The sequence below is a fragment of the Kitasatospora sp. Root107 genome (genome assembly GCF_001424875.1).
GTDB lineage: Bacteria > Actinomycetota > Actinomycetes > Streptomycetales > Streptomycetaceae > Kitasatospora.
Map to the genome: position 1 here is coordinate 1 of NZ_LMCT01000022.1, position 22,431 is coordinate 22,431.

The 22,431-nt window shown below is 72.8% G+C and carries 22 protein-coding genes and 1 pseudogene; 13 read left to right on the forward strand and 10 right to left on the reverse strand.

Annotated features, from left to right (window positions below):
* Positions 1–136 precede the first annotated feature (136 nt).
* Positions 137–748, forward strand: coding sequence for an acetyltransferase (locus ASC99_RS19775; RefSeq protein WP_057233901.1), 612 nt, complete (start codon positions 137–139; stop codon positions 746–748).
* A 1-nt stretch (position 749) separates the two neighbouring features.
* Here the strand turns inward: ASC99_RS19775 and ASC99_RS19780 are convergent, their stop codons facing one another.
* Positions 750–3,473 (reverse strand): tetratricopeptide repeat protein, encoded by a 2,724-nt coding sequence (locus ASC99_RS19780; protein ID WP_157531640.1) that lies wholly within the window; start codon positions 3,471–3,473, stop codon positions 750–752.
* A 30-nt stretch (positions 3,474–3,503) separates the two neighbouring features.
* Between ASC99_RS19780 and ASC99_RS19785 the strand changes: the two genes are divergently transcribed.
* Entirely contained in the window at positions 3,504–3,998 is a 495-nt protein-coding gene (locus tag ASC99_RS19785) for an NUDIX domain-containing protein (protein ID WP_057233906.1), read from the forward strand.
* A gap of 31 nt (positions 3,999–4,029) precedes the next feature.
* Here ASC99_RS19785 and ASC99_RS19790 read toward each other — a convergent pair whose 3' ends face one another.
* The gene (locus ASC99_RS19790) at positions 4,030–4,959 is read right to left on the reverse strand and encodes an NAD-dependent epimerase/dehydratase family protein (protein ID WP_057233908.1); all 930 of its coding nucleotides are present in this window, start codon (positions 4,957–4,959) and stop codon (positions 4,030–4,032) included.
* A gap of 130 nt (positions 4,960–5,089) precedes the next feature.
* Positions 5,090–5,611, reverse strand: a complete 522-nt coding sequence (locus ASC99_RS19795) for a hypothetical protein (RefSeq protein WP_082598472.1) — start codon at positions 5,609–5,611, stop codon at positions 5,090–5,092.
* A 267-nt stretch (positions 5,612–5,878) separates the two neighbouring features.
* On the opposite strand from ASC99_RS19795, the gene ASC99_RS19800 reads away from it, so the two are divergent.
* The 3 genes from ASC99_RS19800 to ASC99_RS19810 all read left to right on the forward strand — a co-directional run bounded on the left by ASC99_RS19800 (position 5,879) and on the right by ASC99_RS19810 (position 8,690).
* Complete coding sequence (locus ASC99_RS19800; RefSeq protein ID WP_057233992.1) at positions 5,879–6,118, forward strand: DUF397 domain-containing protein; 240 nt, start codon at positions 5,879–5,881, stop codon at positions 6,116–6,118.
* Positions 6,119–6,771: 653 nt separating this feature from the next.
* Positions 6,772–7,266: a hypothetical protein gene (locus ASC99_RS19805; protein ID WP_057233910.1), complete on the forward strand. Its 495-nt coding sequence runs from the start codon at positions 6,772–6,774 to the stop codon at positions 7,264–7,266.
* Between the two features lie 284 nt (positions 7,267–7,550).
* Positions 7,551–8,690, forward strand: coding sequence for an acyl-CoA dehydrogenase family protein (locus tag ASC99_RS19810; protein ID WP_057233912.1), 1,140 nt, complete (start codon positions 7,551–7,553; stop codon positions 8,688–8,690).
* Positions 8,691–8,866: 176 nt separating this feature from the next.
* Here ASC99_RS19810 and ASC99_RS19815 read toward each other — a convergent pair whose 3' ends face one another.
* Entirely contained in the window at positions 8,867–10,009 is a 1,143-nt protein-coding gene (locus ASC99_RS19815) for an aminoglycoside phosphotransferase family protein (protein WP_082598473.1), read from the reverse strand.
* Between the two features lie 456 nt (positions 10,010–10,465).
* On the opposite strand from ASC99_RS19815, the gene ASC99_RS19820 reads away from it, so the two are divergent.
* Entirely contained in the window at positions 10,466–11,932 is a 1,467-nt protein-coding gene (locus ASC99_RS19820; protein ID WP_057233915.1) for a hypothetical protein, read from the forward strand.
* A gap of 36 nt (positions 11,933–11,968) precedes the next feature.
* Here ASC99_RS19820 and ASC99_RS19825 read toward each other — a convergent pair whose 3' ends face one another.
* Positions 11,969–12,271, reverse strand: coding sequence for a hypothetical protein (locus ASC99_RS19825; RefSeq protein WP_057233917.1), 303 nt, complete (start codon positions 12,269–12,271; stop codon positions 11,969–11,971).
* A 297-nt stretch (positions 12,272–12,568) separates the two neighbouring features.
* On the opposite strand from ASC99_RS19825, the pseudogene ASC99_RS19830 reads away from it, so the two are divergent.
* Positions 12,569–13,970, forward strand: a pseudogene (locus tag ASC99_RS19830) (HEAT repeat domain-containing protein).
* 91 nt (positions 13,971–14,061) lie between these two features.
* Positions 14,062–14,781, forward strand: coding sequence for a DUF1775 domain-containing protein (locus tag ASC99_RS19835; protein WP_057233996.1), 720 nt, complete (start codon positions 14,062–14,064; stop codon positions 14,779–14,781).
* Positions 14,782–14,802: 21 nt separating this feature from the next.
* On the opposite strand, the gene ASC99_RS19840 is transcribed toward ASC99_RS19835, so the two are convergent.
* A complete protein-coding gene (locus ASC99_RS19840; RefSeq protein WP_057233998.1) occupies positions 14,803–15,648 on the reverse strand; it encodes an undecaprenyl-diphosphate phosphatase in 846 nt (281 codons plus the stop codon).
* 224 nt (positions 15,649–15,872) lie between these two features.
* Between ASC99_RS19840 and ASC99_RS19845 the strand changes: the two genes are divergently transcribed.
* Genes ASC99_RS19845 through ASC99_RS19855 form a run of 3 tightly spaced genes read left to right on the forward strand, consistent with a single transcriptional unit; the run spans position 15,873 to position 18,045 of the window.
* Positions 15,873–16,748 (forward strand): aldo/keto reductase, encoded by an 876-nt coding sequence (locus ASC99_RS19845; protein ID WP_057233919.1) that lies wholly within the window; start codon positions 15,873–15,875, stop codon positions 16,746–16,748.
* Positions 16,745–17,575, forward strand: a complete 831-nt coding sequence (locus ASC99_RS19850; RefSeq protein WP_057233921.1) for a DUF3626 domain-containing protein — start codon at positions 16,745–16,747, stop codon at positions 17,573–17,575. Before ASC99_RS19845 ends, ASC99_RS19850 begins: the two co-directional genes overlap by 4 nt.
* A 44-nt stretch (positions 17,576–17,619) precedes the next feature.
* Positions 17,620–18,045, forward strand: a complete 426-nt coding sequence (locus ASC99_RS19855; RefSeq protein ID WP_057233923.1) for an ASCH domain-containing protein — start codon at positions 17,620–17,622, stop codon at positions 18,043–18,045.
* 1 nt (position 18,046) lies between these two features.
* Here ASC99_RS19855 and ASC99_RS19860 read toward each other — a convergent pair whose 3' ends face one another.
* On the reverse strand, positions 18,047–18,925 hold the full coding sequence (locus ASC99_RS19860; RefSeq protein ID WP_057233925.1) for a LysR family transcriptional regulator: 879 nt from the start codon (positions 18,923–18,925) through the stop codon (positions 18,047–18,049).
* 99 nt (positions 18,926–19,024) lie between these two features.
* Between ASC99_RS19860 and ASC99_RS19865 the strand changes: the two genes are divergently transcribed.
* Both ASC99_RS19865 and ASC99_RS19870 read left to right on the forward strand, forming a co-directional pair.
* Entirely contained in the window at positions 19,025–19,399 is a 375-nt protein-coding gene (locus ASC99_RS19865; RefSeq protein ID WP_057233927.1) for a nuclear transport factor 2 family protein, read from the forward strand.
* Between the two features lie 63 nt (positions 19,400–19,462).
* Complete coding sequence (locus tag ASC99_RS19870; protein ID WP_057233929.1) at positions 19,463–19,993, forward strand: gamma carbonic anhydrase family protein; 531 nt, start codon at positions 19,463–19,465, stop codon at positions 19,991–19,993.
* Here ASC99_RS19870 and ASC99_RS19875 read toward each other — a convergent pair whose 3' ends face one another.
* From ASC99_RS19875 to ASC99_RS19885, 3 genes are all read right to left on the reverse strand, one after another.
* A complete protein-coding gene (locus tag ASC99_RS19875; RefSeq protein ID WP_057233931.1) occupies positions 19,994–20,614 on the reverse strand; it encodes a LysE family translocator in 621 nt (206 codons plus the stop codon).
* A gap of 69 nt (positions 20,615–20,683) precedes the next feature.
* Entirely contained in the window at positions 20,684–21,505 is an 822-nt protein-coding gene (locus ASC99_RS19880) for an ABC transporter permease (protein WP_057233933.1), read from the reverse strand.
* Positions 21,502–22,422 carry an ATP-binding cassette domain-containing protein gene (locus ASC99_RS19885; protein ID WP_057233935.1) on the reverse strand — a complete coding sequence of 307 codons (921 nt, stop codon included), beginning with the start codon at positions 22,420–22,422 and terminating at the stop codon, positions 21,502–21,504. Before ASC99_RS19885 ends, ASC99_RS19880 begins: the two co-directional genes overlap by 4 nt.
* Positions 22,423–22,431: the final 9 nt, after the last annotated feature.

Here is a 22,431-nt window from a genome sequence, read left to right on the forward strand (position 1 = left end):
CGAAAAAGGTGATCCGTGCGTAAATGGTCAGGCACTTTCGCAGTGACCCGAACGCCAGATCTCCTCGCCCACGCGGCGGAGCCGCAAGTCAGCAGAGCCCCGAGCCCCTGGATAGTGCAACTTGACGAGGAGTGAGATGAGCCTGTGGATCGTCGGGGCCGGCGGTGTCGGCCGGGAGGCGTTGGACACCGCGCTCGCGGCCGGTGTCCCGGTGACCGGGTTTCTGGACGACCGGGCGCAGGGCGGCACCGTGCGCGGGTTGCCGGTGCGGGCACCGAAGGAGCTCGCCGCCGGGGCGGAGTACCTGATCGGGATCGCCGATCCGGCGGTGCGGGCCCGGCTGGCCGCGTTGCTGGACGGCCTCGGTGGGCGGGCGGTGACGCTGGTGCACCCGAGGGCGATCATCGCGCCGGAGACCGAACTCGGCCCCGGCTGCCTGGTGATGGGCGGCGCGTACGTCTCCAGCAGCGTCCGGATCGGCGCGCACAGCCAGGTGCACTACAATGCGACGGTCGGCCACGACACGGTGCTGGCCGACCTGGTGACGGTCTATCCGGGCGGCAACGTGTCCGGTTCGGTGCACGCGGAGCAGGGCGCCACGGTCGGCAGCAACGCCGTGGTGCTGCAAGGCCGCCGCCTGGGCCGGTACGCCTTCGTCGGCGCTGCCGCCGTGGTCACCCGGGACGTGCCGGCGGCCGGCACGGTGGTCGGCTCCCCGGCCCGGCCGATGGCCCCTCGGGGAGACTGACTCAGGGCTCGCCGAGCAGGCGCTCGGCCTCCCGCAACTCGGGGATCAGCGCCTGGAGTTCTGGGTCCACCTCGCCCTCCGCCAGACCGTCGGCCAGCTGGGTCAGCACCGACCGGGCCTTCGGCAGGTCGCCGACGGCGGCCAGGCAGACGGCGGCGTTCATCCAGACGTCCACGGCCTCCGCGAGCCCCTGCCCGCCGTACTGGTAGGCATGGCCCAGGTCGACCAGCAGCGCGGCGTCGCCCTCCTGGACCGCCAGGGCGGCCGAGTGGTCCAGCAACTCCTTGGCCCGGTCCGGCTGTTCCAGCCGGTGGAAGGCGCGGCCGAGCTGGAGCCAGGCGCGGGCGGTCAGCCAGTGGTCGGCGTTCATGGCGGCGGACAGCTCGACGATCTTCAGGACCGCGACCGCCTCGGCCGACTCACCCGCCGCGATCAGTGCCTTGCCGAGCCGGAGCCGGGTGGTCGTCATGGCCAGTACGTTCTCCAGCGCCTCGTAGCGGTGGAGCGCCGCACGCAGCGCGGTCACCGCCTCGCCCGGCCGGTCGAGCTCCAACAGGGCGTCGGCGACGCCCCGTTCGGCCTCGGCCTGGACGTCCTGGTGCGACTGCGGCAGCAGCGCCCGGAACTCCTCCAGGGCCTGCTCCGGCTGTCCAGCCGCGCGCAGACTGTGGCCCAGCCGCAGCCGGGCGGTGGCCAGTGCGTCGGCGTGCTCCGGCCCGGTGAGCAGCGAGACGGCCTGCCGCTGTGCGGTCAGGGCGTCGTCGTCCCGCTCCAGGTCGCTCAGCGCCTGCCCGAGGTGGGAGAGCGCCCGGGCCTCGCCGAACGCGTCCAGGTCGGCCCGGGACAGTGCAGCGGCCTCCTCGAAGCAGCCGACGGCCTCGGCCGGCCGGTGGCAGCTGATCAGCGCATGCCCGAGCCCGTTCAGCGCGTCCCGGAGCAGTCGGCCGGACTGCACCTGCTCCGCCACCTCCGGGGCCGGCCCGGCGGTGGGCAGCTGCCGGGCGGTCAGCACGGCGACGTGGGCGATCAGCAGCGCATCCTCGGGCAGGTGCCGCCGCTCGAAGTAGGTCGCCAGGTCACGGCAGAGCTGCATCCGCAGATCCGGCGGCCCGGCACCGATGGCCAGCAGGGCGGCGGCCGGCCAGTGGTCGTCCAGCCATTGCAGGGCCGTGGCCCGGAGCACCGGGACCGGCCGCCCGGCCCGGGGCGCGGTGGCGGTCAGATCCAGGACGGCGCCGTGCAGGTGCCGCACCTGACGCAGCACCAACCGGGTCAGCGCCTCCTGATGGTCCGTTCCCTCCGCAGCGAGCCCGTGCAGGAACAGGTGGGTCAGCCGGGGCAGCTGCCAGCGCCCCTCCTGGTGTCCGCTGCCCTCCACCAGATGGGCCTTGACCAGCGCCCGCAGCAGCCGCCGGGTGGCGTTCTCCGAGGAGCCGTTCAACGCGGCGGCGTCGGCGGTGCTGACCGGGAAGCCGGGCAGGGCGAGCAGGCGGAGCAGCCTGGCCTGGTCCTCCGGCAGGTGACGGTACGACAGCTCGATGACGGTCCGCAGGGTCTCCTGGTCGTCCGCGATGTCGTCGAGCCGGGTCCGGAAGTCGGCCAGCTCGGCCACCAGCTGACCGAGTGACAGTTCCTCGTCCTGGGCGATCAGGGCACCGACCATCACCAGCGCCCGCGGCAGGTGCTGGCAGAAGGAGGAGAGCTGCTCGGCCGCCACCGGATCCCGCTCGAAGCGGCTGTCGCACCGGCCCAGCAGGGTCCGGACGGTCAGTTTCAGCATCTCCAGCGCTGTCTGCCGGTCGAGTGCGGTCAGCTCCAGCACCTGCGCACCGGGCAGGGCGAAGGAGTTCCGCGAGGTGACCAGCACCCGGGTCCGGCCGTCGCCCGGCAGCAGCGGGCCGACCTGTCCGACCGAGGCGGCATTGTCGAGCAGCACCAGCACGGCCTTCCCCCCGGCCGCCCGCTCGGCCAGCATCGACCGGTAGAGCTGCTCCCGCTCCGGCTGCCCGGTGGGGAGGTCGCTCTCGCGCACGCCGAGTGCCACCAGCAGCACACCGAGCGCCTGGGCCGGCTGCAGACTCCGGTCCGGCCGGTAGCCCTGCAGGTCGACGAACAGCTCGCCGCCCGGGAACAGCTGCCGGTCCCGGGCCCGGCGTGCGGCCTGCAGGGCCAGCTCGGTCTTGCCGACCCCGCCGGGCCCGGTCACCAGCACCACCGAAGCGGGGTCCGGTACCGGCTCGGGCCCGTCCGCCGCCGGGGTGGCCGCGCCCGGCGCCTCGACCAGGACGTGCGGCAGCGGCAGCAGCTGACCCGACGGGCTCCGGCGGGCGAACATCCGGAAGTTGTCCGGGACCGGGACGAACCGGCCGTCCGGGGTGCTCAGCCGCCAGGTCAGTTCGGAGCCGTCGTCGTTCGGTCGGTTCGGTGACCACGGCTCCAACCCACGGGCCGCCGCCAGCTCCTCCAGGGTCTGTTCGGGCTCCGGCTCCGGCTCCGGCCCGGTGCCCGGTGGCTCGATCCGGTCCGGCGTGAGCAGGTCCAGCAGCGTGCTCAGCTCGTCCTGTCGTCCGGCGAAATTCGGACTGTGGGCGGGCAGCCCGGACTTCACGGGGCGGCCGGTCGGTACGGCGGAGATGGTGAGCCGGTCGATCCGGCCGGCCTGGATCACGTTCCTGGCCTTGGACAGACCCGTGATCAGGTTCCGGATCGAGTCCTGGGAGGTCATCGGCACCTCGCGAACGCATAGGGTCGGGCCATGGCCATTCCTTCCTTCCTGGCGGAGCTGCGCTCCGTCGTCGGCACCCGTCCGCTCTGGCTCTCCGGCGTGGGGGCGGTGGTCCGGGACGAGCAGGGCCGGGTGCTGCTCAACCGCCGCTCCGACTCCGGTCGTTGGTCGATCGTCGGCGGCATCCTCGACCCGGGGGAGCAGCCCGCCGACGGGCTGGTCAGGGAGGTGTTCGAGGAGACCGGTCTGGTGGTCGAGCCGGAGGCACTGGCCTCGGTGACCGTCTCGCCGCTGCTCAGCTACCCGAACGGGGACCAGGCCCAGTACCTCGACCTGACCTTCCGCTGCCGCCAGGTCTCCGGCGACGCCCGGGTGAACGACGACGAGTCGCTGGAGGTGGCCTGGTTCGCCCCGACCGAGCTGCCCGAGCTGGACGACTACGCCCGCTACCGGCTGGAACTGGCCCTGGCGGGGAAGGCCGAGACGGTGTTCTCCTTCACCCCGCCGACGGGCGACCCGGCCTGATCCGGAGTCAGCGACCCGGCCCGACCGGGGATCAGAGCGTCCGGAACCACTCGGCGGTGCGCTCGATGCCCTCGCGCAGCGGCACGGGTACCACCTCGGGGAACAGCTCCCGGAGCCGGCTGTTGTCGGCCTGCGAGTCGCGGACGTCACCGGGCCGGGACTCGACGTGCTCGGCGGCCAGCGGCAGGCCGAGCACCGAGCCGATCTCGTCGATCAGTTCCAGCAGGGTGGTCCGGGTGCCGAAGGCCAGGTTCACCGGGTCGGCGTGCACCACCCGGCGGACCACCGCCTCGCTGATCACCTGGGTGACCGTACCGACGTAGGTGAAGTCCCGGCTCTGGCCGCCGTCCCCGTGCACGGTCAGCGGCCGCCCGGCCAGCGCCGCGTCCAGGAAGGCGGGCAGCACGGCCGCGTACGCGTGCCCGGCGGGCTGCAGCGGGCCGAACACGTTGAAGAACCGCAGCGGCAGCACGCCCAGCCCGTAGCAGTGGTGGTAGGCCGTCAGATACGCCTCGGTGGCCAGCTTGCTGACCGCGTACGGGCTCATCGGCGCCGTCCGCATGGTCTCCCGCTTGGGCAGCTCCCGGTTGGCCCCGTAGACCGAGGACGAGGACGCCGCCACCAGGTAGCCGACGCCCGCCCGGCGGGCCGCCTCCAGCACCTCCAGGGTGCCGGTGGCGTTGGCGTGGTGGCTGGCCAGCGGATCGGCCACCGAGCGCGGCACCGAGGGCAGCGCGGCCAGGTGCACCACCGCGTCGGCGCCCGCGAAGGCGTCGTCCAGCAGGGCCGGGTCCAGGATGGTGCCCTCGTGCAGGGTCACGTCCAGACCGGCCAGGTTGGCCTTGCTGCCGGTGCTGAGGTTGTCGACCACGACCACGTGGTCCACCTCGGGACGGGCCAGCAGGGCCCGGGCGAGGTTGGCTCCGATGAAACCGGCTCCGCCGGTCACGACCACCCGCATGTTCAAGCTCCCCCCACCGTCGGCCCGCGGCCTCCCCGCCTCGGGCGCACTGCGCCGCATGCTATCGGCGTGACCACCGCCGACGTGCGGATCTCGTGAACTCCGGTGCGGGAAAGGAGGAATCGGGGGCTCAGAGCTTGCGCTGGCGGTACATCTCCTCGGCCGCGTCCAGCACCGCCGCCAGGTCCCCGCCCGCGCTGGCGGTGGCCACCGCCGCCACCGCCCCCTCCACGAACGGGGCGTCGGCCAGCCGGACCGGGAACGGCAGTCCGTGCTCGTCCGCGTCGGTCAGCAGCGCCCGGACGGTGCCGACCGCGCTGCCCAGGTCGGCCAGGACCACGACCCCGTGCCCCTGGTCCACCCGGCGGGCCGCCGCGGCCACCAGGACCGCGCTGGTACCGAGCCCGTCCGCCAGGCTGCCCCCGGTGGCGGCCACCGCCGCCGGGTCGTCGGTCCTGGTCAGCCCGACCGCCAGTGCGGCGACCGCCTCGGCCAGCCGCTGGCTGTGCGAGACCAGCACCACGCCGACCCGCCCGAGCCCGGCCGCCCGGGGGTGCCGCGGAACCTCGGGATCCGGCTCGCCGGGGTGCGGCGCGGACGGGGCCTGTGAGATGGGAATCACATCGGCCCGGGAGTCCTCCCGGCGTTCCATGACTGCTCCTCGGGGCCTCTGCGGTACACGGTCTGACGGGACGTCTTCTGACGGGGCGTGGAACAACACTCTCGCAGCCGTACCCCGGTCGCGACCGGATCCGCCCGGCCCTAGCACAGCACGTGTCGCAGGCGGGGCGGAACGACTTATCCGGCCCCGTGTGGAGGGGCGAAAGCGGCAAGCCGGTGCAGGCCGGGCCCGGCTGACTAGGCTGGGGCCACGTTCGACAGGGAGGAGCATCCAGTGGCGGCCGACAGTGGCACCAGTGTGGCGAGCGAGACCGGGGCGGCGGCCCAGGGATGGGGCCCGAAGCCGGAGCTGGACCTCACCGGGGCGGAGTGGCTCTCCAGCGACCAGGGCGACGGCGCAGTACAGATCGCCTTCGTCGGCGAGTACATCGCGATGCGGGACGGGCGGGAGCCGGACGGGCCGGTGCTGGTCTTCACGCCGGCCGAGTGGCGGGCGTTCGTTCTTGGGGCGCGGGACGGCGAGTTCGACCCACGCTGACTCCTACTTCGTCAGCTCGGCGGGACGGCAGTCGGCACCGGAAAGAAATCTGATGGTCCGATAGTCGTTGACTGTTCGACAAGTAACGGCCCACAGTAAGAAGCAGACAGACGCCGTGCCCAACGCCCCCACGCGTCCAGGCACGGCGCCTGCTGTGCGGTCCGGGCACAAGTGCCGGACCCCCTCCCGAGGTAGAACCCCGGACGCACCAGGGTGCGCCGTCGCCGGGAGGCGTGGCTTCGGCTCCGAGAGCGACTCGGAGACCGGTGCCGGGTTCCCGGGATCCGCACGCCCCCACGCGGCGGTGTCCCGGGCAGGTTCACGAGCTGCGACGGGCCGGGGCCCCGCGAACCTGGTCTATGGGTGTTGTGTGTGCTGCTCTGCGCCTGACGCTACTCGACGGTCGGTGGACAGCGGAAAGTGCCTGTGCAGGTGACTCGGGTGTCGCACGACGATGTGCATGAGGGAACGCACACGCGGGCGCGCTGCGACAACACCGCCCCCCGGTGGATCGAGCCCACAGCGGCTGTCGTGCTGAACCGAACGTAGCCCGGACGGTTGCTCAGAGTCAACATTGGTCTCTGAGCGTGGATCTCGCTCGGGGCACCCACCCGCCCCGTGAGCAGGGCGTGACCGCACCGTACGATGGTGTCATGTCATTTCTCCGCCGCCGCTCCGGCTCTCCCGCGGGACCGGACTTCGACGTGCTCGCGATGGACCCGGGCGACTGGCCGGGCGACTTCGGCGCCATGATGATGAGCGGCCCGGACGGCTCCTGTCAGGGCATCTTCCTGCGGTACGACCTGTTCGGCGGTCGTGGCCCCGCGATGTTCATCGGGAATCTGCCCGAGGGATCGCCGGCCCGGGACGCCGAGGACGGCGTCCCGTTCGAGATCCGCCAGCTGCTCACCGCGCTGGAGCACGAGGAGCCGGTCGAGTTCGTCTCGGCCGAGGACTTTCCGGTCATGCTCGGCGACGACCTGCTGATCGTCCGGAAGGTCAAGGTCAGCGAGGAGCGGGTGTTCTGCGCCCAGTTCGGCCGCAGCGACGGCGTCCAGGTCACCATCGCCTCCTGGGACCGGCCGATTGCGGACGATCTCTACCAGTTGCTCAAGCCGCTCCCGGCGGACATGTTCCAGCAGGGCTGATTTCCGGCCAGACTCTGCTTGACGGTATTGATCAACGCTTCGTACAGTCACCAGCATGTCGTGTCCTCGCCTGCTGCTGACCCGGCGCAGCTATCTCGATCTGCGGCGTACCGCGAGCGCGGCGTGTCCGGGCCGCTGAGGGGGAGTCGACTCCTCCGGCGGCCCGCCTCCGGCTGAATCCAGCCGTTCTATGCGAGGTCGCCGTCTACGGTTCCGCGCGCCGCCGCCGGTGCGCTCGCCCGCAGTTCGCCGCGCACCACGCTGCCGCCCGGAGGCACCAGCTCATGACCGTCACTGATGGCACCTCACCCGTCGTGGACGCCCTCGCCCGGCTGCCCCGGGTGGTCGACCTGCTGGCGGCCCGGGCCGAGGAGCACGACCGGGACGCCACCTTCCCGTACCAGGGCATCGAGGCCGTGCACGAGGCGGGGCTGCTCACCCTGACCATCGGTCAGCGTTACGGCGGCCCGGGCGGCACGCTCGCCGACACCGTCCGGCTGCTCGCCCAACTCGGGCGCGGGGACGCCTCGGTGGCGGTGCTCACCGCCTTCACCCTGCTCCAGCACGCCGAGCAGGCCAGGAACGGCAGCTGGCCGGCCGGGGTCTACCGCCGGCTGCTGACCGAATCCCGCCGGGGCCCCGCCCTGGTCAACACGCTGCGCGCGGAGCCCGGCGGCCGGCTGGCCACGGTGGCCCGCTGGGACGGCAGCGGCTGGCGGCTGACCGGCCGGAAGACCTTCTGCGCGGGCGCCGAGGCGCTGGCCTGGCTGGCGGTCCGGGCCCGGACCGAGGAGACGGTTCCGCGGACCGGCCTCTTCCTGGTCCGCGGTGACAGTCCGGGCATCGAACTCGATCCGGTCTGGGACCAGTTGGGTCTGCGGGCGAGTGCCGGGCACGACGTGCTGCTGACCGATGTCGCGGTGGCCGCCGACGCGGTGGTCGGGCTGGCCGGGACCCCGGCCGAGGAGCCGCCCGCCGACCGGCTGGACCGGGCCTGGCGTGAACTCGCCCTCTCGGCCGTGCACCTGGGCGTCGCCCGGGCCGCGCAGGAGTGGCTGATTCGGTTCCTCGGCCAGCGGACTCCGGCCAATCTGACCGAGCCGCTGGCGACCGTGCCCCGGTACCGCACGGCGGTGGCCGAGATCGAGGCCTCGCTGATCGGCGCCGAGGAACTGCTGTACGGCCTGGCCGCCCGGGTGGACCAGGGCGACCAGGCGGCCGCTGCGCGCTCCGGGGCGGCCCAGCTGCTGGTCAACCGCACCGCCACCGCAGCCGTCCAACAGGCCGTCACCCTCACCGGCAACCCCGGCCTCAGCCGCCGCCACCCCCTGGAGCGCTACCTCCGCGACGTCCTCAGCGGGCGCACCCACCTCGCGCCCGAGGACATCGTCCTCGACAGCCTCGCCCACACCCACCTGGGCTGAGGCAACTGCGCCAAGTCGGCACCCGCCAGGGGCTCGGGGAACGGCGACGCCGACCCTTGCAAGGTGATCCGTACGTAAATGGTCAGGCACTTTCGTACGTGACCCCGGCGCCAGATCTCCTCGCAGTTCCCCGAGCCCCTGGACAGTGCAACCGAGCGCCCTGCAAAAGGCGTGCCTCAGCGGGTCCCGACCGCGGTGCGGACCGCCCGGCGGGCGAGTGCGGCGTCGTCGTAGAGGCGGCGGATCATGATGCGCTGCTCCTCGCCCGCGCCCGGGACGTCGTGCAGGCGGATCTCCCGCATCAGCACCAGGACCAGGTTGACCAGGAACGCGTCCCGCGCCACCGTCCCGCCGGACTGGGCGAGTTGGCTGATCTGGCGGCGGGCGGCGGAGTCCCCGGAGAGGACGCTCCAGAGCACCGCCAGGTCGTACCCGGGCAGGTACCAGCCGGCCTGCTCCCAGTCGACCAGGACCGGGCCCGACGGAGCGAGCAGGATGTTGCCGAGCAGCGCGTCGCCGTGGCAGAGCTGGAGCGGGCTGCCGGCCAGGCCGTGCAGCAGGGCCCGCAGGTCGCTCGCGTCCCGGTCGGTGAGCTGGCCGACCGAGTGGAAGCGGGAGATCTCCAGCTGGTAGTCGAGCGGCTTGCCGAACACGTCGGTCGGCGGCCGCCAGAGGTTCAGCGAGCGGATCGAGCCGAGCACGGCGCGCAGCTCGCCGGGAGTCGGCGCGCTCACCGGGTGCCGCTCGCGGGCGGCCTGACGGCCCGGTACCCGCTCCATCACGAGCACGCAGCGCTCGTGGTCGGCGGCCACCAGCCGGGGCAGCCGGACCGGCGGACGGTGCCGGACGAAGGCCCGGTAGACCGAGACCTCGTGGTGGAAACGTTCGATCAACTGCTCGGCGTGCTCGCTGCGAAGCGCCTGCGGAGCGAGGCACTTGGCGACCACGGGTGCCCGGCCGATGGTGCCGGCGATCAGGATGTGTCGGCTGCCTTCCCGCAGGACCTGGCGGGGAAGGAAGCCAGGGCATATCCGCGAGATGTTGGCGAGGGCGGCCCGTACCGCGGGGGTCTGCAGGGCGGCCGGGTCGAGCCGGTCGGCGGTGGCGGCCTCCAGGGCGCGGCCGCGGTTCAGCCGGTCGGTGCCGTTGCGGGCCGCCAGCTGGTCGGCCTGACGGGGGAGCAGGCCGCGTGCGGTGGCCAGCGCCCTCGGGTCGCGGTACGGGGCAGGGCCCTGACCGGGGCGACCGCCGGCTGCGGTGGGGGGGCGCAGCGCGGTACGGGTCTGGGTGGGGGTGCCGGTGGTCGCTGAGGAGTACATGGGGTGGTGAGGGTCCCTTCCTGGCCGGCGGCTGGCCTCTGCCGGTGTCTGCTACGGACTGCCCCGGGTGGCGGAGGTGTGCACCGTCGCGGTGCACCGCCGGGGCGGAGGGGTGGAGCGCAGGCGCCGGGCACGGAACTTGACTAGCCGTCACGACCCGCACCCTGGGGAGTGCGTGCCGTGGCGCCTGCCCTGGCCATGCCCGGCGCCTGTGCGCCACCCTGCCGCGCCACCCCCTCGGATGAGGCCCCGGAAAGTCCGTTGACGGCTGCTCAGGGCAGTCCCTGAGCCGTTTTCGGGCCTTCCGACCCGGAGTCGGGGTGGCGCATCTCTACCTGACACCCGGTCAGCACTGGTGCACCATGTGGCGGACCCTGGCGAAGCGTGGCGAATGGTCGCGCGGCACATGCCAGCGCACTAGGGTCGAGAGCAGCCGAGGATTCCTGGGGGCTTCACGTGAGCAAGGGGCCGAACGCCAGATTCGCCGACCTGTTCGCCCTGACCGGTTGGTCCAAGGGCGAGTTGGCGAGGCTGGTGAACCGGCGCGGTGCGGCGATGGGTCAGCAGCAGCTGTCCACCGACACCTCGCGGGTGCGGCGCTGGATGGAGCAGGGGGAGATCCCCCGCGATCCGGTGCCGAGACTACTGGCTGCCCTGTTCACCGAGCGGCTCGGCCGTGTCGTCACCACTGAGGACCTCGGTCTGGAACGACACCGGCCCACCAGGTCCGGCAGCACGCCGTCAGCAGAACCCTGGGAGTCGGATCGGACGGCTGAAGTCCTCACCGAGTTCACGGGAATGGACCTCATGCTCAACCGACGCGGACTGGTGGGCGCGGGCACCGCGCTCGCCGCGGGCGCCGTCATCGGCGACAACCTCTACGACTGGATGCGGGGCGCCGACGTGGCGGCCGCAGTCCAACGGCCGGGCCTCCGAAGAGTGATCACCCAGGGCGGGCCCCGGCCGGTCATCGACGTGTACGAGCCGGGCCCGGTGGGCGCGGAGGAAGTGACCGCGCTGGAGCGGTCGGTGGAGGTCTTCCGGGCCTGGGACGCCTCCCGGGGCGGCGGCCTGCAGCGCAAGGCGGTGGTCGGCCAGCTGAACGAGGTGGGCGGGCTGCTCACCCACGACCTGCGGCCCGACGTGAAGCAGCGGCTCTGGATCGTGGCCGCCAACCTGGCGGTGCTGGCCGGCTGGATGTCGCACGACGTGGGTCTGGAGCCCACCGCGCAGCGGTACTTCGTGATCGCGGCGCAGGCGGCCAAGGAGGCGGACGACCGGCCGCGGGCGGGTGAGGCGATCTCCCGGGCCGCCCGGCAGATGCTCCATCTCGGCCGGGCCGACGACGCGTTGGAGCTGATGCAGCTGGCCCGGGCCAGCAGCGGGGATCAGATGCTGCCGCAGACCAGGGCGATGCTGCACACCGTGGAGGCGTGGGCGCAGGCCGCGCTCGGCCGGGCCGATGCCACCCGCCGGGTGCTCGGCGAGGCGGAGGAGCTGTTCGTCCAGCACAGCGACCTGGCGGTGCCCACCTGGATGGCCACCTTCAACGAGGCCGAGCTGCACGGTATGCAGGCGCTGGTCTACCGGACGCTGGCCGAACACGACCCGGGCGCGGCCCGGTTGGCCGAGCGGCACGCGCAGCGCGCGATGGACCTGCGGGCGACCACCGGCCGGGAGCGCTCCAGCCTGCTCGACGAGATCACCCTGGCCTCGGTCTACTGGCTCTCCGGCGAGCCGGAGGGGGCGCTGACGCACGCCAAGCTGGCGCTCAACTCGATCGGCCAGACCTCCTCGACCCGGACCTGGGACCGGCTGCGCGAGATGTACCGGCTGTCCAGCCGCTACCAGGGCGTGCCGGCGGTGGCCGAGCTGCGGGCGGAGATCCACGCGGTGCTGCCCGAGGCCCGCCGGGAGATCTGAGTCTCGTAGAGCAGAGCCTCGTAGAGCTGCCGAGGCTCAGGCGAGCTGACGGAGTGACATCCGCAGGGCGGTCACCTGGCCGTCCTGGTCGAGCATGGGCACGCCGGTCACCTGGAGGTGGCGCGGCTCGTCGCCGGGCTGTTCGATCGGCACCAGGCCGGATTCGGCCTGCCCGCGCAGCAGCGCGGAGGTGACCACCCGGCGGAGCGTGGGCCGGTCCGCCCGGAGCAGCTGGTCGAGGCTGAGCGGGCCGAGCCTTGGATCACGGCCGAGCAGCCGGTAGACCTCGGGCTGCCAGCTGACCTGGTCGGTGCGCAGGTCCCAGACGGCAGTGCTCATCGCTACCCCTCACGTAGGTATGGGCAAGGAGGACGCCCAGGGCGTGCGGCGGTGGAAAGACTCTGCCACGAGGGCGGGACGGGTGTGAGGGGTTACGGCAAATCCTTCACGGAATTTCCATTGGCATATGCGGCGACGGGGTCCGGGCACGGACCTGATCGGTCCTGTGTGCGTAAGGGGCGCCCAGGCGGTAACCTTCGGTGATTCCGGCGCCCGGGCGCCCTTGCAGGAGCCATCAGACCCCCCGGCGACGGAAATCCCGTTGCCACCACGACCGCCGCAACGGATGCTGACGTCATGTTCGAGCCAGTGATAGCGCCCAGTGCCAGCCTCCTCGGCCTCCTCCAGCGAGGCCGTGGTGACGGACAGCTGCATGCGCTCGCGGCCGACCGTCACGAGGCGATCACCGCCCTGGAGGAGTGCGTCACCAACGACCCCAGGGCCGACTGGCAGGTCGAGAACCGCTCCCTTTACTACGCCCGCCTCTTCATGGAGCTGGAGGCGCCGCTCAGCGGGCTCGAGCAGCACCTGCACGCCACGGAGGACGTCTTCGAGCCGGACGAGTCGCGGACCGGCCTGGCCCTGGCGGTGCTCGGCCACCTGGCCGCGTACGGCCGCCGGGACGCCCTGGACCTGCTGCGCGGCTATGTCGCGGTCGGCACCAACTGGGCCTGGGCGCTGGACGAGCTGGCGCTGCGCGACGACGACCGCAGCCTGCTCTCGCTGGCCCCCTCGGTGCTCGGCCGCTTCCCGGCCGACCCGCAGGGTGACGCCGGGCTGCGGGCCGCGATCAGAGCTGCATACGAGCCCCGGCCATGGCGGCTGTGGGCCGCGCACCACCCCCGGATCGCCGCCGCGAGCGAGCAGTCCCCGTTCGACCTGTGGCAGCGGCAGATGAACCGCGGCGGGATCACCCCCGGCTGGAGCACCACCGATGTGCTGGCCTGGGCGGACCAGGCCGAGCCCGGCGGCTCCGCCGAGCGCCGCGCGGCCGCCGCCGCCCGCTGCCTGGCCGCCGTGGTGCGTCCCGAGGACCGGCAGACGGTGCTGGAGGCCGCCCGGACGGGCTCGCCCGGCGCCAGGACGGCCGCCCTCCGTTACCTGGTGGACCAGCAGGATCCGGACGCCGCCGAACTGATCGAGGCCGCCGCCGCCGACATCGACGAACGGGTCGTCGACGCGGCCCTGTCGGTGCTCGGCCGGATGCGCGGCCCGGCCGCGCTGGCTCATGCCCGCCGCTGGGCCGACCCCGCCACCGGTGGCGCCGACAGCGCGCTCGGCGAGGTCGCCGTCCAGCTGCTCGCCGACGCCGGCGACCCGGCCGACGGGCCGTTGGTGGTCGACGGGCTGCGCCAGTGGATCTCGGTCCGTGGCGTGACCGGAGCCGGCCTCGGCACCCTGGTCGACGGTGTGGGGCGGCTGGCCGCCGCCGGAGCCGTCCCCGCCCTGCGTCACGTCTACGGCGAGGGGGGGCGGCCGGGCCGCCCGCGCGCTGGCCGTCACGGACCCGCACTTCGGTCGGGGGATAGCGGTCGAGTGCCTCTGGGACTGCGAGGAGGCCACCCGCGAGCTGGCCGCCCGCCACGTCACCACCACCGGCGACGTCCGGGTGCTGGAGCGGCTGCGCCGACTGGCCGCCGATCCGGCCGAGGAGGCCGAGCTGCACGCGGTCATCCGCGGGCGCCTGACCGGGCACTGAAGCAAGGTCGCGCTTTCGGGCCGACGAGCGCGGGGCGACTGGCATGATGGACGGGCCCTCCGCCCGCCCGAACCCGGGAGCCTCGCCGCTGATGATCCGTTACCGCTCGCTCGCCCGCGTCGCCACGCCGATAGCCGCTCTGGCCGGGGTGGTGCTGCTCGGCGGCCCCGCGTTCGCGCACACCGGGGTCACCTCCCAGCAGGCCCAGGCGCTGGCGGTGGACGCCGTGCTCTCGTTCAAGGCGGCGGGGGAGTCGGACACGGCCGGGATCGACGAGGTGCAGGTGGTGCTGCCGGCCGGGATCGCGCCGGCCGACGTGAGTCTGGTGAAGGCCCCGGAGGGCTGGACGTTCAAGCCGGGGGCCGAGGGCTTCTCGCTGGCCGGGCCCGGTCTGGCACCGGGCAAGAACGCCGAGTACCAGGTGAAGGTGCGTCAGCTGCCGGACGCCCAGCAGGTGGTGTTCAAGACCCTGGTGCTGTACACCGACACCCAGGTGGACCGCTGGATCGAGGTCCCGCAGGGCGGCAGCGAGCCGAAGAACCCGGCCCCGGTGCTCAAGCTGGCCAAGGCCGCTCCCGGTGCCACCCCGCTGGCCGCCGCCAGCCCGAGCCCTTCGCCGAGCCCCAGCCCGACGCCGAGTCCGTCGCCGTCGCAGGCCGTCCCCAGTGCGAGAGCCAATGTGACGCTCGTCCTGGAGACGTCGACGGAGAAGAGCTTGGGCAACGGCGGGATCGTCATCGGCACGGTCGCCGTCCTGCTGGTCGCGGTCGGCGGCGTGATCTGGTGGCGCCGCCGGTCGGCCAGGAGCTGAGCGACGGCGCCACCGGGGTCGCTACTTGGCCGGGACGCCCGCGTCCGGCGCCAGCACGCCCGCCGTCACCAGGCCGATGATCAGGATGCCGAGCAGCACCCGGTAGATCACGAACGGCATGAAGCTGTGGCTGGAGATGTACTTCAGGAACCAGGCGATGGCCGCGTAGCCGACCGCGAAGGCGATCAGGGTCGCCAGGATGGTCGGCCCCCAGGCCGGGGCCGGGCCTTCGCCGATCTTGAACAGCTCCAGCACCCCGGATGCCAGCACGGCCGGGATGGCGAGCAGGAACGAGTACCGGGCCGCCGCCTCCCGGCTGTAGCCGAGCAGCAGGCCCGCGCTGATCGTGCCGCCCGAGCGGGACACCCCGGGGATCAGCGCCAGTGACTGCGCCAGCCCGTACGCGATGGCGTGAGGCAGCGTCAGCTCGCTGATCGGCTTGGCGTGCCGGACTGCCCGGGTGCGGTCGGCGATCGCCAGGATCACGCCGAACACGATCAGCGTGGTGCCGATCACCCGCAGGTCGCGCAGGGTGGTCTCGATGCTGTCCTGGAACAGCGCCCCGAAGATACCGATCGGCAGCGTGCCCAGGATGACGAACCAGCCGAGCCGGGCGTTCGGGTCGCTGCGCCGCTCGCGCTTGAAGAGCGCGACCACCCAGGCCGAGACGATCGCCGCGATGTCCTTCCGGAAGTAGATCAACACGGCCGTCTCGGTACCCAGCTGGGTCACCGCGGTGAAGGCCGCCCCCGGGTCCTGCCAGCCCACGAGGGCCGAGAACACCCGCAGGTGGGCGGAGGAGGACACCGGGAGGAATTCGGTGAGGCCCTGGACGAGGCCGAGTACGGCGGCGTGGAACCACTCGATCACCGGGCACCCGCCGCGGTTATCTGGGGGAGGGTGCGCATCAGCTCTGGTCCTGTTCTGTTCACGGAAACCGGGGCGCGCCGCCCCGTCGTCGCACCGGCGCCGCCGGGCTCACAGGGCACCGTCCGGCGCAGCCAGATGATACGGCTTCAAGGTGTACGGCCGCTGCCAGTGCACCCCGCGCTGCCTGTCGCCGTGCTCATGGCATGTGGCATCATCCCGGGATGATCACTGCAGCGGACTCCGGCACCTGGACCCTCGGCGACCTGACCGTCAACCGGATCGGCTTCGGCGCGATGCGGCTGACCGGCAGCGCCGCCTTCGACCTGGGCACCCCCAGCAACCGGGAGCGCTCGATAGCCGTGCTCCGGAAGGCCGTCGAGCTCGGCGTCAACCACATCGACACCGCCGCCTTCTACTTCTCCTCGCTGCGCTCCGCCAACGAGCTGATCAACCGGGCGCTCGCCCCGTACGCCGACGACCTGGTGATCACCACCAAGGTCGGCCCCGGGCGCGGCCCCTCCGGCGACTGGCTGGACTGGCCCCGGCCCGACCAGCTGCGTGGTCAGGTCGAGGAGAACCTGCGCCAGCTCGGCCGCGACCACCTGGACGTGGTCAACCTGCGGATGCAGGGCCGGGGCCCGCTCGCCGAGCACTACGGCGCCCTGGCCGAGCTGCGGGCGGCCGGCCTGATCCGCCACCTCGGCGTCTCCAACGCGGACGCCGCCCAGCTGGCCGAGGCCCAGGCCATCGCGCCGGTGGTCTGCGTGCAGAACCGGTTCGGGCTCGGCGCCGCCGCCGCAGAGCAGGAGCTGCTGCGCAGCTGCGGCGAGCAGGGTGTGGCCTTCGTCCCGTTCTTCGCGATCGCGGGGGAGGGCAAGGAGAGCGGCGTGGGTGGCACCGACAGCCCCGAACTGCTCGCGGTGGCGGCCGCGCACGGCGCCTCCCCGGCCCAGATCCGGCTCGCCTGGACGCTGGCCCAGGGCCCGCACGTGCTCGCCATCCCCGGCACCGGCAACCCCGACCACCTGGTGGAGAACATCGCGGCCGGCGCCCTGCGACTGTCCGCCGAGGAGCTCGCCACCCTGGCCGCCCGATGACCGTCACCGCAGCGGAGCTGGCGCTCCGTCATGTCGCGGCCCGGTCCACCGGCGGGCCGCTGACCGTCGGCCTGAGGGTCACCCTCAACTTCCACCCGGACCGGGCCTTCACGGGCGGCCGCCCGATCCTGCGCGCGCTGGCCGAGGACGGCGCCTACCGCTCCCAGTTCGTCACCGGCACCAGCAACGGCGGCCTGACCGCCCACCCCGGCGGCGACCGCTGGAACTGGGAGAGCCGGATCTTCGGCGGTGCGTACGACTCCGCACCCGCCGAACAGCGCCCGGTGTACGGCGCGCTGAACTTCCGTCACCAGCCGGCCGGGGCCGCCCCGAGGTTCGGCTCCGCGCACCTCCGGCTGACCGCCGAGGCACTCGCCCGGACCAGCTTCTGCTACCCCGACAGCTTCCTGGAGCCGGCCGACTTCGGCACCGCCGCGCGGATGTCCCTGGTCGAACTGGCCGAGGCCGACGAGCAGGACGCCCTGGACGACTACGTCGAGGCCCATGTGCACGGCGGCGTCCGGCTGGACCGCGACGTCGAGGCCCTGGTGCTGGACCCGAGCTTCCGGGGCACCGCCGTCGAGGCCGACGCGGCCGGGCTGCCCTGCCCGGTCGAGTGGCACCCGGGGTACCGGCTCGCGGTCACCGAGCTGCGCCGCCACCCGGACTACCGGGGCGCCGAGTACGTCGAGCTGGGCGCCACGATCGCCGAGGACGGGTGGCTCGACCCCCGCGTGCTCGGCGCGGCGGTGGCCACCGGGGAGCACGATCCGCAGGACCTCAAGAAGGTCTGGCACTACCTGGCCCGGTTCGGTACGGCAGGCTGATTATTGACGGGCTTTCGCCCCGGCCGGTCGGTAGCCTGCGCGGCATGGACCTCGAAACCCTGCCCGTGGTGGAGTTCGCCTTCCCCGGCCCGCTGCGCGACCAACTCGTCGCAGCGATCCTGTCCGGCGCCAAGACCACCACCTCAGCCCTGGTGGCCAGTTACGAGTACGACGGCGAGCCGCTGCCGGAAGCCGGTACGCGGTCGGCGGTGATCGACTCGGCCGGCCGCCGGGTCGCGGCGATCGAACTCACCGAGGTCCGGGTGGTCCGGCTCGCCGACATCGACCTCCGGCACGCCGTGGACGAGGGCGAGGGCGACGAGTCGGTGGCCCAGTGGCGGGCCGGACACGAGGAGTTCTGGCACAGCCCGGAGATCCGCGCGGAGCTCGGTGCGGACTTCACGGTCGACGACGACACCTTGGTGGTGGTCAAGCGCTTCCGGCTGCTCTCCCCCGCAGCCGGAAGCTGAGTCAGCTGCCGAACGCCCGTCGGCTGTGCGCCAGCAGCTCGCGGAGCGCGGGGTTGCGGGTGTCCCGCCAGACCAGGGCGAGCAGCGCGGGCGTGTCGACGTCCTCGATGCCGACCGGGGTGAGCCGGTCGCGGTAGTGGGCGGCCATCGAGGCGCTGAGCACCGCGACACCGAGCCCCCGGGCGGCCAGGTCGGCGATCGCGTCCGCCGCGCTCGCCTGCAGGGCGATCCGGGGCTCGACGCCCTGCCCGGCGCAGGCCCGGTCGAGTACCGCCCGCAGGCCGGTGCCCGGTGGCATGCAGATGACCGGGTGGGCGAGCAGCTGACGGAGTGTCACGCTGCTCCGGTCGGCCAGTGGATGCCCCGGGGGTACGGCGGCGACCAGCTGTTCGCTGATCACGGTGAGTGCCTCCAGGCCGGCGGGGGTGGTGGCCGCGGCGCCGATCAGGGCCAGATCGACGGCGCCGGAGTGCACCTCCTCGACCAGCCGGTCCGAGCCGTCCTCCAGCAGCGAGAGCTGCACCCCGGGGTGCGCGCGGTGGAAACCGGCCAGTGCGTCGAACAGCGGGGTGACGGTGCATCCGACCACCATGCCCACCGTCAGCCGGCCCCGGATCAGCTCGGTCACCTCGCCGACCGCCTGGCCGACCGCACCGGCGGCGGCCAGCGCGGCCCTGGCATGTTCGAGGGCGGCCTTCCCGGCCACGGTCAGGGTGGCAGTACGGGTGGACCGGTCGAACAGCTCGGCGCCCAGCTCGCGTTCGAGCTGCCGGATCTGGGCGCTGACCCCGGACTGGCTGATGTGCACCCGCTCGGCGGCCCGGGTGAAGTTCCGCTCCTCGGCGACCGCGACGAAGTACTCCAGCTGTCTCAGTTCCATGACTCCGGATTCTAGTTCTGATCCGAACCAGCTGTTGGACTTGTCGACCGGCCCGAACGAAGCTGGAGGTCAACCAGCACCGAACACCCGGAGGAAGCCATGACGGAGTACCAGGCGTACGAGAAGGCGATGCGACCCGAGGACCTCACCCGGTTCTTCGTCGAGCGCTCGAACGCCGGTGACGCGGCCGGGGTGGCGGCGCTCTACGAGGAGGACGCGGTGCTGGCCTACCCGCCCGGCAGTCTGACGGTGGGTCGGGAGGCGATCCGCGAGCTGTGGGCCAAGGTGCTGGCCAACCGGCCCCGGTTCCAGCCGGAGCAGCCGCTGCCGACGCTGGTCAGCGACGGCATCGCGCTGACCTCGACCCCGCCCGCCGACGGCTCCGGCGCCCGCGCGCAGGTGGTCCGCCGTCAGCCCGACGGCAGCTGGCTCCGGCTGCTGGACCAGCCCGAGTTCGCCGCACCCACCGGCTGAGTGCTGATCAACTGCCTTGTACGGTGACCGGGTAACCCCACCGGACCGTTCAACGGAGCACCCATGGCAGAGCCCCTGATCGCCGCAGTCGCCGGCCGGACGCCGAAGGTCGACCCGACCGCGTTCGTCGCCGCCAACGCGGTGGTGGTCGGATCGGTCACCCTCGGCCCCGGCGTGAGCATCTGGTACGGCGCGGTGCTGCGCGGCGACGCCGAGTCGATCACGGTCGGCGCGGACACCAACATCCAGGACAACTGCACCGTGCACGCCGACCCGGACTTCCCGGCGGTCCTCGGCGAGCGGATCTCGGTCGGCCACAACGCGGTGCTGCACGGCTGCACCGTGGAGGACGACGTCCTGGTCGGGATGAGCGCCACCGTGCTGAACGGCGCCCGGATCGGCGCCGGTTCGCTGGTGGCGGCGGGCGCGGTGGTTCCGCAGGGCATGCAGGTGCCGCCCGGCTCGCTGGTGGCCGGAGTGCCCGCCAAGGTCAAGCGCGAACTCACCGAGGACGAGCGCTCCGGCATCAAGGTCAACGGCCAGGGCTACCTGCTGCTCGCCCGGGCGCACGCCACCGAGCTGGGCCAGGACTAGTCAGCCGTCGATGGCCATCCGAACACCGAGAAGGACCAGCACAGAGCCGGAGACCAGTTCGAGGCGCTTGCGGACCGTGGCTCGGGAGATGACCTTCTTCATCCGGCCGACGAACCAGACGTACAGGCCGTAGTAACCGATCTCGAAGACGGCCCAGACGGCCGCCAGGCCGATCATGGTGGGCAGATGCGGGGCGCCCGCGGGCACGAACTGCGGGAGGAAGGACATCGCGAACACTGCGGCCTTGGGGTTGGCGAGGTTCAGCAGCAGGCCCGAGCGGTAGGAACTCCAGCCGGAGCGCGCTGTCAGGGGATCCTGCTGCTCCTCCGGTCGCTGCTCGCCGCGGGCGTCCAGCAGCGTCTTCACACCGAAGACGACCAGCGTCACGGCACCGGCGATCCGCATGCTGTCGTACGCCAGCTGGGACGCCGCCAGCAGCGCTGTGAGCCCGAGCGCGGCGGTGACACCCCAGACGAAGACGCCGGTCTCATTGCCCAGAACGGTGAGGAATCCGGCCCGGCGGCTGCGCAGGGACTGACGGATGATCAGCATCGTGCTCGGGCCGGGTGAGGCCGCGATCAGGGTGCAGGCGCCGAGGAAGGCGAGGAGAGTGCTCAGCATGGGCCCCATCCTGGGGTCCGCTGCTGATCATGTCCATAGACCCCGTACCCAGCCCCGGCCATGCCCGGTTCACACGTCGCGGCGCCGGATCACCAGCAGGGCGAGGGCGAGCCCGACGAGCGGCCAGAGTGCGAACACGGCCCAGGAGTCCGGGACGCCGGCGATCCGGATCGGATCGCCGAGCTGGCCCCAGGTCTGCACCAGCCGTCGCCAGGCGCTGACCACCATCGTCTGGTTGACATCGGCGGACCATTGGTTGGTCGGCGCGAAGAGCATCGGCAGGATCAGCAGGCTGAAGCAGGTGGCGAGCACGGCCGCCGCGCTGTGCCGGATCAGCACCCCGAGGCCCAGCCCGATCAGCGCGCAGACCGGCGCCGCCAGTACGGAGGCCAGCAGGGCCCGGCCCACCCCGGGGTGGGTGATCGGGACCCCGGCGTCCCGTCCGCTCAGGATCGCCTGGGCGAGCAGGAACGAGGTGAGCGAGACGACCACCCCGACCACGGCCCAGACCGTGGCGAGCAGCACCGCCTTGGCCAGCACCACCGATCGGCGGGCGGGGACGGCCACGCTGGTGGTGCGGATCAGTCCACTGCCGTACTCCCCGGCCATGGTGATCGCCCCGATGCTGCCGGAGACCAGCATCAGGGAGACATAGCCGGCCGGCGGGAAGGCGTCGAAGCACCGGAACCCCTCGAAACTCCGGGACTCCGGGAGACTGTTCGTCAGGTTCTGATAGTCCCCCAGAGCGGCCGCCACAGCGGATCCGATGACGAACAGGGTGATCAGGGCGAGCGTCCACGGGGTGGAGCGCAGCGAGCGCATCTTGATCCACTCGGCGGCGACCAGATCTCCGAAGCGGACCGGGGGGAGGGCGGGGGCGAGTGTGGTCATCGGGGACGTCCTGCCAGGTAGTCGACGCTGTCGGCGGTCAGTTCCATGAACGCCTCTTCCAACGAGGCGGTCCGGGTGGTCAGTTCGTGCAGGGCGATCCGGTGTTCGAGGGCGAGCGCCCCGATCCGGGCGGCCGGCAGGCCGGTCACGGCGAGCCGTTCGACCCCGGCCGAGCCCTCCGGTTCGACGGCGGCTCCCGCTGCGGTCAGCAGGGCGGCCAGTTCGGCGGCCTGCGGTGTGCCCACCACGACGCTGAACCGGGTGCTGCGGGCAGCAAAGGTCCGTACCGACTCGGCGGCGATCAGCCGGCCCTGACCGATCACCACCAGGTCGTCGGCGGTCTGCTCCATCTCCGTCATCAGGTGGCTGGAGAGGAAGACCGTCCGGCCCTCGGCGGCCATCCGGCGGAACAGGTGGCGGACCCAGAGCACACCCTCGGGGTCCATGCCGTTGACCGGTTCGTCGAACATCAGCACCGGCGGGTCACCGAGCAGCGCGGTCGCGATGCCGAGCCGCTGCTTCATACCGAGCGAGAAGCCACCGATCCGCCGCCGGGCCACCTCGGCCAGGCCGACCTCCGCCAGCACCTCGTCCACCCGGCGCAGCGGGATGCCGTTGCTGCGGGCCAGGGCGGACAGGTGGGCGGCGGCGCTGCGGCCGCCGTGCACATGGCCCGCGTCGAGCAGCGCGCCGACGTGGTGCAGCCCGCGCCGGTGCTGCCGGAACGGGACGCCGCTGACGGTGGCGGTGCCGCCGGTCGGAGCGTCCAGGCCCAGGATCATCCGCAGGGTGGTGGTCTTGCCGGCCCCGTTGGGCCCGAGGAAGCCGGTCACCCGGCCGGGCCTGACGGTGAAGGAGAGCTGCTGCACGGCCGTCTTGCGGCCGTAGGTCTTGGTGAGTTCGTTGACTTCGATCACGGGGGCAAC

Coding starts and splice junctions, on each gene's coding strand:
- ASC99_RS19775 (WP_057233901.1), top strand. CDS start 137: ATGAGCCTGTGGATCGTCGGGGCCGGCGGTGTCGGCCGGGAGGCGTTG.
- ASC99_RS19780 (WP_157531640.1), bottom strand. CDS start 3,473: ATGACCTCCCAGGACTCGATCCGGAACCTGATCACGGGTCTGTCCAAG.
- ASC99_RS19785 (WP_057233906.1), top strand. CDS start 3,504: ATGGCCATTCCTTCCTTCCTGGCGGAGCTGCGCTCCGTCGTCGGCACC.
- ASC99_RS19790 (WP_057233908.1), bottom strand. CDS start 4,959: ATGCGGGTGGTCGTGACCGGCGGAGCCGGTTTCATCGGAGCCAACCTC.
- ASC99_RS19795 (WP_082598472.1), bottom strand. CDS start 5,611: ATGGAACGCCGGGAGGACTCCCGGGCCGATGTGATTCCCATCTCACAG.
- ASC99_RS19805 (WP_057233910.1), top strand. CDS start 6,772: ATGTCATTTCTCCGCCGCCGCTCCGGCTCTCCCGCGGGACCGGACTTC.
- ASC99_RS19810 (WP_057233912.1), top strand. CDS start 7,551: ATGACCGTCACTGATGGCACCTCACCCGTCGTGGACGCCCTCGCCCGG.
- ASC99_RS19815 (WP_082598473.1), bottom strand. CDS start 10,009: ATGTACTCCTCAGCGACCACCGGCACCCCCACCCAGACCCGTACCGCG.
- ASC99_RS19825 (WP_057233917.1), bottom strand. CDS start 12,271: ATGAGCACTGCCGTCTGGGACCTGCGCACCGACCAGGTCAGCTGGCAG.
- ASC99_RS19835 (WP_057233996.1), top strand. CDS start 14,062: ATGATCCGTTACCGCTCGCTCGCCCGCGTCGCCACGCCGATAGCCGCT.
- ASC99_RS19845 (WP_057233919.1), top strand. CDS start 15,873: ATGATCACTGCAGCGGACTCCGGCACCTGGACCCTCGGCGACCTGACC.
- ASC99_RS19850 (WP_057233921.1), top strand. CDS start 16,745: ATGACCGTCACCGCAGCGGAGCTGGCGCTCCGTCATGTCGCGGCCCGG.
- ASC99_RS19855 (WP_057233923.1), top strand. CDS start 17,620: ATGGACCTCGAAACCCTGCCCGTGGTGGAGTTCGCCTTCCCCGGCCCG.
- ASC99_RS19860 (WP_057233925.1), bottom strand. CDS start 18,925: ATGGAACTGAGACAGCTGGAGTACTTCGTCGCGGTCGCCGAGGAGCGG.
- ASC99_RS19865 (WP_057233927.1), top strand. CDS start 19,025: ATGACGGAGTACCAGGCGTACGAGAAGGCGATGCGACCCGAGGACCTC.
- ASC99_RS19870 (WP_057233929.1), top strand. CDS start 19,463: ATGGCAGAGCCCCTGATCGCCGCAGTCGCCGGCCGGACGCCGAAGGTC.
- ASC99_RS19875 (WP_057233931.1), bottom strand. CDS start 20,614: ATGCTGAGCACTCTCCTCGCCTTCCTCGGCGCCTGCACCCTGATCGCG.
- ASC99_RS19880 (WP_057233933.1), bottom strand. CDS start 21,505: ATGACCACACTCGCCCCCGCCCTCCCCCCGGTCCGCTTCGGAGATCTG.